At 37.7% G+C, this 12744-nt stretch carries 11 protein-coding genes; 10 read left to right on the plus strand and 1 reads right to left on the minus strand.

Annotated features, from left to right (window positions below):
* From EAL04_RS07610 to EAL04_RS07645, 8 genes are all read left to right on the plus strand, one after another.
* The coding region (locus EAL04_RS07610; protein ID WP_120974432.1) for an outer membrane beta-barrel protein at positions 1–124 on the plus strand (124 nt) is incomplete at its 5' end.
* A gap of 8 nt (positions 125–132) precedes the next feature.
* Complete coding sequence (locus EAL04_RS07615; RefSeq protein WP_120974434.1) at positions 133–1770, plus strand: class I SAM-dependent methyltransferase; 1638 nt, start codon at positions 133–135, stop codon at positions 1768–1770.
* A complete protein-coding gene (locus EAL04_RS07620) occupies positions 1736–2578 on the plus strand; it encodes a glycosyltransferase family 9 protein (RefSeq protein WP_120974436.1) in 843 nt (280 codons plus the stop codon). Before EAL04_RS07615 ends, EAL04_RS07620 begins: the two co-directional genes overlap by 35 nt.
* A gap of 45 nt (positions 2579–2623) precedes the next feature.
* On the plus strand, positions 2624–4423 hold the full coding sequence (gene typA / locus EAL04_RS07625; RefSeq protein WP_000790195.1) for a translational GTPase TypA: 1800 nt from the start codon (positions 2624–2626) through the stop codon (positions 4421–4423).
* Positions 4424–4438: 15 nt separating this feature from the next.
* Positions 4439–5368, plus strand: a complete 930-nt coding sequence (locus tag EAL04_RS07630; RefSeq protein WP_120974438.1) for a DNA adenine methylase — start codon at positions 4439–4441, stop codon at positions 5366–5368.
* 2 nt (positions 5369–5370) lie between these two features.
* Positions 5371–5985, plus strand: coding sequence for a GIY-YIG nuclease family protein (locus EAL04_RS07635; protein ID WP_120974440.1), 615 nt, complete (start codon positions 5371–5373; stop codon positions 5983–5985).
* A 96-nt stretch (positions 5986–6081) separates the two neighbouring features.
* Entirely contained in the window at positions 6082–7137 is a 1056-nt protein-coding gene (locus EAL04_RS07640; protein WP_120974443.1) for a DNA cytosine methyltransferase, read from the plus strand.
* The gene (locus tag EAL04_RS07645) at positions 7130–7882 is read left to right on the plus strand and encodes a restriction endonuclease (RefSeq protein WP_120974445.1); all 753 of its coding nucleotides are present in this window, start codon (positions 7130–7132) and stop codon (positions 7880–7882) included. The genes EAL04_RS07640 and EAL04_RS07645 overlap by 8 nt, the downstream gene beginning before the upstream one ends.
* Before the next feature lie 246 nt (positions 7883–8128).
* On the opposite strand, the gene EAL04_RS07650 is transcribed toward EAL04_RS07645, so the two are convergent.
* A complete protein-coding gene (locus tag EAL04_RS07650) occupies positions 8129–9073 on the minus strand; it encodes a catalase family peroxidase (protein WP_120974447.1) in 945 nt (314 codons plus the stop codon).
* 276 nt (positions 9074–9349) lie between these two features.
* Between EAL04_RS07650 and hofC the strand changes: the two genes are divergently transcribed.
* The gene (hofC, locus tag EAL04_RS07655; protein ID WP_120974449.1) at positions 9350–10936 is read left to right on the plus strand and encodes an outer membrane beta-barrel protein HofC; all 1587 of its coding nucleotides are present in this window, start codon (positions 9350–9352) and stop codon (positions 10934–10936) included.
* Positions 10937–11008: 72 nt separating this feature from the next.
* Positions 11009–12406: an outer membrane beta-barrel protein HofD gene (hofD, locus tag EAL04_RS07660; RefSeq protein ID WP_001911476.1), complete on the plus strand. Its 1398-nt coding sequence runs from the start codon at positions 11009–11011 to the stop codon at positions 12404–12406.
* Positions 12407–12744: the final 338 nt, after the last annotated feature.

Consider the following 12744-nt stretch of genomic DNA (forward strand, 5'->3'; position numbering starts at 1 on the left):
AATGGGCTTAAAGATTCCTTTAGCGGTCAATTCCTTTTATGAAACGCATGGCAAAGGGTTAAACGCTTCCCTCTTTTTCAAACGCCTTGTGGTGTTTAATGTGAGTTATGTTTATAGTTTTTAGGGGCTAAAATGCCTTCAAACGCTCTTTTGATTGAAGAAATCGCTCATTTAATCAATGTTTCTCATAGCAGCGTGCATAATTGGATCAAAACCAATTTTTTAGAAAAATTAGAGATTGATCATAAAATTTATGTGAAAACGAGTTCTTTTTTAGATTTTTGCTGCAACTATTTAGGGAAAAACAAGCTTAACAAATACGCTAACAAATCCTTAAAAGGCGCGCATAACCATCAAGAATTGATTTTAAAATACCTAGAAATGTTAGAAAATAGCTCTGATTTAGAAAAGTTGGGTTCCTATTATGAAGAAGAACTTTCTAACACCACCAGAAATTTAGAAGGCATTTACTACACTCCTAATAGGATAGTAGAGCAACTTTTCACTCTCCCTAAAGATTTTGATACCTCCCAAGCGATTTTTTGCGATCCGGCTGTGGGGAGCGGGAATTTTATCATGCATGCTTTAAAACTGGGTTTTAAGGTTGAAAATATCTATGGCTATGATACGGACGCTTTTGCTGTCGCTTTGACTAAAAAGCGTATTAAAGAGCGTTATCGTTTAGATTGCCCTAATATCATGCAAAAAGATTTTTTGAGTTTAAAACATGCCCCGCAATTTGATTGCATTTTCACTAACCCGCCATGGGGTAAGAAATACAACCAAAACCAAAAAGAAAATTTCAAACAGCAATTCAACCTCTCTCAAAGCCTAGACAGCGCGTCGCTCTTTTTTATAGCGAGTTTGAATTGCTTAAAAGAAAACGCTCATTTGGGGCTATTATTGCCCGAAAGTTGTTTGAATATTGATGCGTTTAGCAAAATGCGAGAAATGGCTTTAAAGTTTCAAATTAGAAGCCTGATTGATTTTAACAAACCTTTTAAAAATCTAATGACTAAGGCTGTGGGTTTGGTGCTTAAAAAAACCCCTAATAAGGATCAAAAAATCTCATGTTTTTATCAAAATAGCAAGTTCAAACGCTCGCCCTCTTCTTTTTTTAACAACCCTAAAAAGATTTTTAATGTCCATTGCTCTCACCAAAAAAATAAAATTTTAGACCACCTTTTTTCCATTCCTCATATGACTTTAAAAAATAACGCTCATTTTGCTTTAGGGATTGTTACAGGTAACAATGAAGAAAAATTACACCCCAAACAAGAAAAAAATACCATTCCTATTTTTAGGGGTTCAGATATTTTAAAAGACGGATTAAAAGCCCCTAGCCAATTCATTAACGCTGATTTAAAAGACTGCCAGCAAGTCGCTCCCTTAAGTCTTTATCAGGCTAGAGAAAAAATCGTGTATAAATTCATTTCTTCAAAGCTTGTCTTTTTTTATGACAATGAGCAACGCCTTTTTTTAAACAGCGCGAACATGTTTGTTTTAAAAGAAAATTTCCCTATCAACGCTCATGCGTTAAAAGAATTGTTAAACAGCGATTTAATGCAATTCATTTTTGAATCGCTTTTTAAAACGCATAAAATTTTAAGAAAAGATTTGGAATGTTTGCCCCTATTTACGCAATTTATTAACAATAATTTTGATGAAAGATTTTATTTAAAAAATTTAGGGATAGAAAAAAAAGACCCTAAACATTTCACCATCAGGAAAAATCATGCATGTTGCTTGTCTTTTGGCTTTAGGGGATAACCTCATCACGCTTAGCCTTTTAAAAGAAATCGCTTTCAAACAGCAACAACCCCTTAAAATCCTAGGCACTCGTTTGACTTTAAAAATCGCCAAGCTTTTAGAATGCGAAAAACATTTTGAAATCATTCCTGTTTTTGAAAATATCCCTGCTTTTTATGACCTTAAAAAACAAGGCGTTTTTTTAGCGATAAAGGATTTTTTATGGTTATTAAAAGCGCTTAAAAAGCACAAAATCAAACATTTGATTTTAGAAAAACAAGATTTTAGAAGCGCTCTTTTAGCCCCATTTGTTTCCATAACCACTCCAAATAAAGAAATTAAAAACGTTTATCAAAACCGCCAGGAGTTGTTTTCTCAAATTTATGGGCATGTTTTTGATAACCCTTTATATCCCATGAGCTTAAAAAACCCCAAAAAGATTTTGATCAACCCTTTCACAAGAGAAAATGATAGGAATATTTCTTTAGAGCATTTAAAAATCGTTCTAAAACTCTTAAAACCCTTTTGCGTTACGCTTTTAGATTTTGAAGAACGATACGCTTTTTTAAAAGATGAAGTTACTCATTATCGCGCTAAAACCAGTTTAGAAGAAGTTAAAAACCTGATTTTAGAAAGCGATTTGTATATAGGGGGGGATTCGTTTTTGATCCATTTGGCTTACTATTTAAAGAAAAATTATTTTATCTTTTTTTATAGGGATAATGACGATTTCATGCCGCCTAAGAATGAAAATTTTCTAAAAGCCCATAAAAGCCATTTCATAGAACAGGATTTAGCCAAAAAATTCCGCCATTTGGGGCTATTATAATATTGTGTTATACTTCTAATTTCAATTTTGCTTGTTAGGACATTCATGAAAAATATTAGAAATATCGCTGTAATCGCGCATGTTGATCATGGGAAAACCACTTTAGTAGATGGCTTACTTTCTCAATCTGGCACATTTAGTGAGAGGGAAAAAGTGGATGAAAGGGTGATGGATAGCAACGATTTAGAGAAAGAAAGAGGGATCACTATCCTGTCTAAAAACACCGCTATTTATTACAAAGACACTAAAATCAATATCATTGACACTCCTGGGCATGCTGATTTTGGGGGCGAAGTGGAGCGCGTTTTAAAAATGGTGGATGGGGTGTTGCTTTTAGTGGACGCTCAAGAAGGGGTCATGCCTCAAACTAAATTCGTGGTTAAAAAGGCTTTGAGTTTTGGGATTTGCCCTATTGTGGTGGTGAATAAAATTGATAAGCCTGCCGCTGAACCGGACAGAGTGGTGGATGAAGTTTTTGACTTGTTCGTGGCGATGGGGGCTAGCGATAAACAATTGGATTTCCCTGTGGTGTATGCTGCTGCTAGAGATGGCTATGCGATGAAAAGTTTAGACGATGAAAAGAAAAATTTAGAGCCTTTGTTTGAAACGATTTTAGAGCATGTGCCAAGCCCTAGTGGGAGCGTGGATGAGCCTTTGCAAATGCAAATTTTTACGCTTGATTATGACAATTATGTGGGCAAAATCGGTATCGCTAGAGTGTTTAATGGCTCGGTTAAGAAGAATGAAAGCGTGCTGTTGATGAAAAGCGATGGGAGTAAAGAAAATGGCCGTATCACTAAGCTTATAGGCTTTTTAGGGTTGGCTAGGACGGAGATTGAAAACGCTTATGCGGGCGATATTGTAGCGCTTGCTGGGTTTAATGCAATGGATGTGGGCGATAGCGTCGTTGATCCTACTAACCCCATGCCTTTAGATCCCATGCATTTAGAAGAGCCTACGATGAGCGTGTATTTTGCTGTCAATGATTCGCCCTTAGCCGGGTTAGAAGGAAAGCATGTTACTGCCAATAAACTGAAAGACAGACTCTTAAAAGAAATGCAAACCAATATCGCTATGAAATGCGAAGAAATGGGCGAAGGCAAGTTTAAAGTGAGCGGGCGTGGGGAATTGCAAATCACTATTTTAGCTGAAAACTTGCGCCGTGAAGGGTTTGAATTTAGCATTTCACGCCCTGAAGTCATCATTAAAGAAGAAAATGGCGTTAAATGCGAGCCTTTTGAGCATTTGGTGATTGACACGCCCCAAGATTTTAGCGGGGCTATCATTGAGAGATTAGGCAAAAGAAAAGCCGAGATGAAAGCGATGAATCCCATGAGCGATGGCTATACAAGATTAGAATTTGAAATTCCTGCAAGAGGGCTTATTGGTTATAGGAGCGAGTTTTTAACCGACACTAAGGGCGAAGGCGTGATGAATCATAGCTTTTTGGAATTCCGCCCTTTTAGCGGGAGCGTGGAATCGCGCAAAAATGGGGCGCTAATTAGCATGGAAAATGGCGAAGCGACCGCTTTTTCCCTTTTCAATATCCAAGAAAGAGGCGCGCTTTTTATCAACCCCCAAACAAAGGTTTATGTGGGCATGGTCATTGGCGAGCACAGCAGGGATAATGATTTAGATGTCAATCCTATCAAATCCAAGCATTTAACCAACATGAGAGCGAGCGGGAGCGATGATGCGATCAAACTCACCCCGCCTAGGACTATGGTGCTAGAAAGGGCGTTAGAATGGATTGAAGAAGATGAGATTTTAGAAGTTACCCCCTTGAATTTAAGGATCAGGAAAAAGATTTTAGACCCCAACATGAGGAAAAGGGCGAAGAAATAAATAAAACTTTTTGGAATGCATGCGAATTTATTCAACCAAAACGCTAGCAAAAAAGATGTTTTTTTGCACAATTTGCGTTCTAATAATGGGCGTTACAAACGCTACATAAAAGCCCCTTTAAGATATGGTGGGGGCAAGTCTTTAGCTGTAGGGTTAATAGTGGAGTGTATACCTAATGGTGTGCGTAGGGTTATTAGCCCTTTTATAGGTGGGGGGAGCGTAGAAATTGCATGCGCGACAGAGTTGGGTTTAGAAGTGTTGGGCTTTGATATTTTTGACATTTTAGTGAATTTTTATCAAGCGCTACTCAAAGACAAACAAGCTCTTTATAACAGCTTGCTTTCTTTAGAACCTAATCAAGAAACTTACAACATTATCAAGCAAGAGTTAAAAGCCCATTATAAAAAAGAATGCGTTTTAGACCCTTTAGTTTTGGCTAGAGATTATTACTTTAACTTTAATTTAAGCTATGGGCCGGGATTTTTGGGGTGGATGAGTAAAATTTACACTGACAAAGAACGCTATCTAAACACCCTTTTAAAAATTAAAGATTTTAACGCCCCTAGTTTAAAGGTGGAATGCTCTAGTTTTGAAGAAGTGTTGCTCGCTTATCCTAATGATTTTTTCTATCTTGACCCCCCTTATGTGTTAGAAAATTCTAAAATGTTTAAGGGGATTTACCCTATGCGTAATTTTCCTATCCACCACAATGGTTTTAAACATGAAGTATTAGCTCACATGCTAAAAAGGCATAAAGGGCCATTTATTTTAAGCTATAATGACTGCGAATTTGTAAGGAATGCTTATAAGGATTTTAAAATTTTAGAGCCATCTTGGCAATACACTATGGGACAAGGCGAAACCAGAATGGGTAAAAACCGCTTAGAAAGAGGCGATAATAACCATGTCAAACAATCTCATGAGTTATTGATTATCAAGGAGTAAAAATGCATATTAGCGAGGTCAAAACTGCCTTTAAAATCGCTGATGTAGAATACGTGAAAGACAGCACAAAGTTGAATTTCAACTATCTTAAGGATTTGAAAGATGAAAACAATCAATCTTTATCTCAAAATATTTTGACTCAAAATGTGGCTAGAGTGTATTTAATTGTGGTGGATGGTGAGATTAAAAAAATCGGTGGTTCTCAAGCAGATGGTGGGATAAAAAGCACGCTCAATATTTATAAAGATGGGGGAGTTAAAGGGAGGCCTAGTATTAGAAGTTTTGGTGTGTGGTATTTTCTTTATCACACAATACTCACAGGGGCTAAAATAGAATTTTACATGATTTATCAGCCTAATTTTGAAACTCAAGTGAAAGGCTTGTTTGGTTTTCATACAATCAAAGACGCAAGCATCAGCTATAAACTTTTAGAGCAAGCTTGCTTGACGGATTATAGAAACAATAGTAATGACGCATTACCCGAATGGAATGTGCAAGAGCAAGGCAAAGATTGGCCAAACGATATTAAAGATGAGCATGCTAATATCACTCAAAAAGCTCAAAACAGAGAAAAGGCCGTCCATAGAAAAGCGATTGACAAACCTAGCAAAACTTAAAAGATTGAATAAATAGTTTTAACCCAATTTCAAAAAAGGGCTTTAAGTTTTACTCCATTTAAAATTGTGGGTTTAGATGAAAGGAAGAAATAAAACTTGTATAAAGTAGCCGATATTTTTTGTGGTGCTGGAGGATTGAGCTATGGCTTTTCTGTGCATCCCCATTTTGAATTGATATGGGCTAACGATATAGACAAGGATGCCATTTTAAGCTATCAAGCCAATCATAAAGAGGCGCAAACCATTTTATGCGATATTGCGCAACTTCATTGCCACAACTTGCCATGCGTTCCAATTGACATTCTATTAGGCGGACCACCATGTCAGAGCTATTCTACCCTTGGCAAAAGAAAAATGGATGAAAAAGCGAATCTGTTTAAAGAATATTTGCGGCTTTTAGACTTAGTGAAACCAAAAATATTTGTTTTTGAAAATGTGGTGGGTTTGATGTCTATGCAAAAAGGGCAATTGTTCCAACAAATTTGTAACGCTTTTAAAGAGAGAGGTTATATTTTAGAGCATGCCATTTTAAACGCCCTAGATTATGGTGTGCCTCAAATAAGAGAGCGAGTGATTTTAGTGGGTGCGCTTAAAAGTTTTAAACAAAAATTTTACTTCCCTAAACCCATAAAAACGCATTTTTCTCTAAAAGACGCTTTAGGGGATTTACCCCCCATTCAAAGCGGTGAAAATGGTGATGCTTTAGGTTATCTTAAAAATGCGGATAACGTTTTTTTGGAATTTGTGCGAAATTCTAAAGAATTAAGCGAGCATAGCAGTCCTAAAAACAATGAAAAACTGATAAAAATCATGCAAACGCTAAAAGATGGGCAGAGTAAAGACGATTTGCCAGAAAGTTTACGCCCCAAAAGCGGTTATATTAATACCTATGCCAAAATGTGGTGGGAAAAACCAGCCCCCACCATTACAAGAAATTTTTCTACCCCAAGCAGTTCTAGGTGTATCCATCCAAGAGACTCTAGAGCGTTAAGCATTAGAGAGGGGGCAAGATTGCAAAGCTTTCCTGATAATTATAAATTCTATGGGAGTGGTAGCGCTAAAAGATTGCAAATTGGCAATGCTGTGCCACCCTTATTGAGTGCAGCGCTCGCTCATGCTGTCTTTGATTTTTTAAGGGGTAAAAATGTTTGATAATAACGATTTTAAAGGTTATAGAAATTTATTGGGTTTTAATTCTCAAAATGCGTTTAAGGAATTTTTAGGTGCTAAAGACATACAACCTTGCGTTGATTTCAATGATTTAAACGCGCTCAAACAAAGGCTGATTGAAATTTTTAGCGCTATCAATAGTATTTATTGTTTTAAATATAATGGGTATGAATTGGAATGCTTTTTTAAAAACTCCATAGAGCGAGTGTTTTCAAAGATAGTGGACACTCATATTATTTATAAGCTGAATAATCAAGGCAGAAGAGTTGAAGAAGTTTGTTTTTCGTGGATGCGCGGGTTTTTGGTAGCGGAGTTTTTTAAGGATTTTATCGCTTGTCTTTTTAACACGCAAAAAGAAACCATTAAATTTTTTGGTGGTGATAATTTTGAGAGCATAGAAAGCTTTAAAAGAAGTCCTAAAGCCGATTTTTTGTTAGACAATCATTTATTGCTAGAAGTTCAAAGCGGATTTCAAGGGATCAATGATATTAAAGAACATAAAGTTTTAGAAGCTCAAAGGCGTTTGATAACGGATAAAGTTCCTACTATTGTGGTGCATTTTGATCTGTTTAACGGGCAAGTGGCGTGCGTAGAAATTTCTAAAATCAAAGACAATGATTTGAATTGGATAACCCGCCAACAAATGGAAGGGCAGAGCGTTTTTAATATTTCGCAAAACTTTTTTGATTACAAAATTACAGAAATGCCTAATAAGCCGCTTTCATAAAAACCAATAGCATAAACCAATAGCATAATACGGAATAAAATATTAGGATAATAGCATTAAAAAGGTGGTAGATGGATTGAATGCTCGTTATTTTTGCCTGATATTCAGCGTGAGTGTGTGCCTCAAATAAGAGAGAAAGTGTTTTAGTGGGCGCGCTTAAAAGCTTTAAGCAAAAATCCCACTCCCCCAAACCCATAAAAACGCATTTTTTTCAATCAACTTATATTTTGATTCGTATTAGCCTTTTTATTGCCTCCTGCTAAAAGTGATTCCATAAACTTCATTCCTGATTTGGAATAAGGGATCAGTAGGGGCTTCTACGCCTTTAGGGAGATCAGCTGGGAAATACACGTCTTTATTGCAACCCGTTCCTTCGTATTTTTCAACTTTCAATGTCCCTATTAATAATTCCTTGTGTTTGCCCTTCCAAAGTGCGGTCGTGTCGTTGGTGGCATCATTTTGATTCGCAAACACCAAATACATTTGGTATTCTATGGGCTTATTTTTAAGGTGTTGTTGGAATGAAGAAAGCAGATAATTTGAATCTTTTTGCTTTAATTCTTGGGGGTTAAGATACTTAACGCCGTCTTTAGGCACAAATTTCCATCTTGCGGGTAATAACTTCCCTTTTTTGTCTTTAAACCTGAACGCATGCACGCTATAATAAGGCGTGTTAGCCACGCTTGAGCTAATCCCTATCGTTTTCATATAGGCGGCAAAATTCCTATAAGAAGGAACTTCTTCATAAAGCTTTTTGATTCTTGCTTCATCTACCTTGCCATTTTTAGGAATCCTCATCTCAAAAAATTGAGCGAATTCTTTAGGGTTTTTGGCAAAATTGATTTCTGTATTGAGCATCACCATTGTCCAGCTAGCGTTTTGATTTTCCAATTTTAACGCCATTCCCCTAACTTTGCTTTTATCGTCCATCATCGCACCCCCTAAAGAATACCTTACAGACGCAGGGATTTCTTTTTCATTGAGTAGTGGCACATCTAAATCCTCTCTTGCTTGCAAGTTAGGGAGGAACACGCCTTTAGCGCAAAACCCCTTAGTGTGGTTGATTTTCATTTTAGGCTCTTTGGCGTTGAGTTTGTAAAAAATATCCGCAATCTCTTCAGCGCTCACTTCATGGGCTTTTAAAAAACCCAAACTCAAAACCAAACACAAGCTCAAACCAATTTTTTTCATTTTTGCTCCTTATTGTCATTTTTTTAATCTATGTATTGGTGTAAAAACCATTTTTAGCTTTAAAATATTATCATACTATATACTATCAATGCAGATAGTTTTTAAAGCGACTATGTAAAATAGAAGCTTTTTCACTAGCAAACTGGCGTTTGAAAATTTAAATTTTGCAAATTTTAAGAAAAACTAGCTTGATTTTAAACTAAATCTATATTCTTTTATGCTAGAATTATTTCTACAGAGTAATTTATCTATTCTCAAGTAAAGTAAGGAAGAGGAATGAAATTAAAGAAACGAAAAGTTGTGGCTACATTGCTAAAGCGTTTTACCTTGCCACTATTGTTCACTATGGGTTCATTAGGGGCGGTTACTTATGAAGTGCATGGGGATTTTATCAACTTCTCCAAAGTGGGTTTTAACCGTTCGCCTATTAACCCTGTTAAAGGTATCTATCCTACAGAAACTTTTGTTAACCTTACGGGTAAGCTAGAGGGGTCTGTGCATTTAGGTAGGGGATGGACCGTGAATTTAGGCGGTGTTTTGGGCGGACAAGTTTATGATAACACTAGATATGATAGGTGGGCAAAGGATTTTACCCCCCCAAGCTATTGGGATAAAACTTCTTGCGGCACGGATTCTTTGAGTCTTTGTATGAATGCGACTAAAATGTGGCAACAGCAAGGGCCAGGTGGTATTATTGACCCTAGGGGTATTGGCTATATGTATATGGGTGAGTGGAACGGCTTGTTCCCTAATTACTATCCGGCTAACGCCTACTTGCCCGGGCATTCAAGGCGCTATGAAGTTTATAAAGCGAACCTTACCTATGACAGCGACAGAGTCCATATGGTCATGGGGCGCTTTGACGTTACGGAGCAGGAGCAAATGGATTGGATTTACCAATTGTTCCAAGGGTTTTATGGGACTTTCAAGCTCACGAATAAGATGAAGTTCTTGCTCTTTAGCTCTTGGGGTCGTGGTATCGCTGATGGTCAATGGTTGTTCCCCATTTATCGTGAAAAGCCTTGGGGTATTCATAAAGCCGGTATTATTTATCGCCCTACAAAGAATCTAATGATTCACCCTTATGTGTATCTCATCCCAATGGTAGGTACATTGCCCGGTGCTAAAATAGAATACGATACCAATCCTGAGTTTAGCGGTAGAGGTATAAGGAATAAAACGACTTTCTATGTGTTGTATGACTATCGTTGGAATAACGCTGAATACGGCCGTTACGCACCCGCTCGTTATAACACTTGGGATCCGTTCTTGGATAATGGTAAGTGGCGTGGCTTGCAAGGTCCTGGTGGTGCGACGCTCTATTTGCACCACCACATAGACATTAACAACTACTTTGTGGTTGGTGGTGCTTATCTCAACATCGGTAACCCTAACATGAACTTAGGTACTTGGGGTAACCCTGTGGCTCTTGATGGTATCGAACAATGGGTCGGTGGCATCTATAGCTTAGGCTTTGCGGGGATTGACAACATTACCGATGCTGACGCGTTCACTGAGTATGTTAAAGGTGGAGGCAAGCATGGTAAGTTCAGTTGGAGCGTTTATCAGCGCTTCACTACCGCTCCAAGGGCTTTGGAATATGGTATTGGTATGTATCTAGACTATCAGTTCAGCAAGCATGTTAAAGCGGGTCTCAAACTCGTGTGGTTAGAGTTCCAAATTCGTGCGGGTTACAACCCTGGAACTGGTTTCCTTGGGCCAAACGGTCAGCCGCTCAACTTGAATAATGGTTTGTTTGAATCTTCGGCGTTCGCACAAGGCCCTCAAAACATAGGTGGTATCGCAAAAAGCATTACCCAAGACAGAAGCCATTTGATGACACACATCAGTTATAGTTTCTAAGAGAGTTCTCCCCCTATCTCTTAGATATGCCTTTTTTGTATTTTTATTTTAATATCTTTGGGAGTTAGGGTTTTGGAAATTAAGAAATATTTTTCTTACTCTCTATTTTTTTTGCTTTTTTCTAGTCTTTTTTTATCCAAACTTCAAGCTTATAAATTCAACATGAGCATTGTTGGAAAGGTGAGCAGCTATACCAAGTTTGGCTTTAACAACCAAAGATACCAGCCTTCTAAAGACATTTATCCTACAGGTAGCTACACTTCTTTACTCGGCGAATTGAATTTGAGCATGGGGTTATACAAGGGTTTGAGAGCGGAAGTGGGGGCTATGATGGCAGCGCTCCCCTATGACTCTACCGCTTATCAAGGCAACAATATCCCTAACGGCCAGCCTGGCTCTAGGACGGATCCTTTTGGGGCGGGTATCTTTTGGCAATATATTGGTTGGTATGCAGGGCATAGTGGTTTAAACGTGCAAAAACCTCGTTTAGCCATGGTGCATAACGCTTTTTTGAGCTACAACTACAAAAAAGACAAATTCAGTTTTGGCGTGAAAGGGGGGCGCTATGATGCTGAAGAGTATGACTGGTTCACTTCTTACACTCAAGGGGTTGAAGGCTTTGTCAAATACAAAGACACCAGGTTAAGGGTGATGTATTCAGACGCTAGGGCTTCAGCGTCAAGCGACTGGTTTTGGTATTTTGGGCGTTACTATACAAGCGGTAAGGCTCTAATGGTGGCTGATTTGAAATACGAAAAAGACAATCTAAAAATCAACCCTTATTTTTATGCGATCTTTCAAAGAATGTATGCGCCAGGCATTAATATCACTTACGACACCAACCCTAATTTTAATAATAAGGGCTTTCGTTTTGTAGGCACTTTCGTGGGGTTTTTCCCCATTTTTGCCACTCCAGCTAATCAAAATGATATTATCCTCTTCCAACAAGTGCCGTTAGGCAAGAGCGGGCAAACTTATTTTTTCCGCACTCGTTTTTACTATAACAAGTGGCAATTTGGGGGTAGCGTCTATAAAAATATCGGTAACGCTAATGGTGATATAGGTATTTATGGGGATCCTTTGGGGTATAACATTTGGACGAATAGTATTTATGACGCAGAAATTAACAATATTGTTGGCGCTGATGTTATCAATGGGTTTTTATATGTAGGCTCACAATATAGGGGGTTTAGTTGGAAAATTTTAGGCCGTTGGACGGATAGCCCAAGGGCTGATGAAAGGAGTCTCGCGCTCTTTTTGAGCTATTTTTCTAATAAGTATAATATTAGAATGGATTTAAAACTAGAATATTATGGCAATATCACCAAAAAAGGCTATTGTATTGGGTATTGTGGCATGTATGTTCCAGTTGATCCTAACGGGCCTGGCACGCAGCCTTTAACGCACAACGTGTATTCTGACCGAAGCCATATCATGTTTAACATCACTTATGGTTTTAGGATTTACTAGCCTTTTATTCTTATATTTTTGATTGGCCTTTTTAAAATGTTGAAAGGCTTCGCTCCAATCAAATATCAATACTCAAAAAGCCTTATTTAATTTTATTATTCAATATTTAATACACTAGAACACCACAGCACACCCTACGCAGTTTTTCAACAAGCTAAACGAGTTTAAAAGCGATGTTTTTACGACCCCAAAGGCTAAAGAATACATTGACATAGCGAGCGGTTTTCATAAGCTTTTTAAAAACGACGCTAAGATCGCAGAAAGCCTAAAGCCAGCCACTACTAAGAACTTAAGCCAAGGTTTAGCGACCACTTTAAGCGGAGCGTTAAAATACCAGT

The sequence above is a fragment of the Helicobacter pylori genome (assembly GCF_003638305.1).
Classification (GTDB): domain Bacteria; phylum Campylobacterota; class Campylobacteria; order Campylobacterales; family Helicobacteraceae; genus Helicobacter; species Helicobacter pylori_DJ.

Coding starts and splice junctions, on each gene's coding strand:
- EAL04_RS07630 (WP_120974438.1), top strand. CDS start 4,439: ATGCATGCGAATTTATTCAACCAAAACGCTAGCAAAAAAGATGTTTTT.
- EAL04_RS07635 (WP_120974440.1), top strand. CDS start 5,371: ATGCATATTAGCGAGGTCAAAACTGCCTTTAAAATCGCTGATGTAGAA.
- EAL04_RS07620 (WP_120974436.1), top strand. CDS start 1,736: ATGCATGTTGCTTGTCTTTTGGCTTTAGGGGATAACCTCATCACGCTT.
- typA (WP_000790195.1), top strand. CDS start 2,624: ATGAAAAATATTAGAAATATCGCTGTAATCGCGCATGTTGATCATGGG.
- EAL04_RS07650 (WP_120974447.1), bottom strand. CDS start 9,073: ATGAAAAAAATTGGTTTGAGCTTGTGTTTGGTTTTGAGTTTGGGTTTT.
- EAL04_RS07645 (WP_120974445.1), top strand. CDS start 7,130: ATGTTTGATAATAACGATTTTAAAGGTTATAGAAATTTATTGGGTTTT.
- hofC (WP_120974449.1), top strand. CDS start 9,350: ATGAAATTAAAGAAACGAAAAGTTGTGGCTACATTGCTAAAGCGTTTT.
- EAL04_RS07615 (WP_120974434.1), top strand. CDS start 133: ATGCCTTCAAACGCTCTTTTGATTGAAGAAATCGCTCATTTAATCAAT.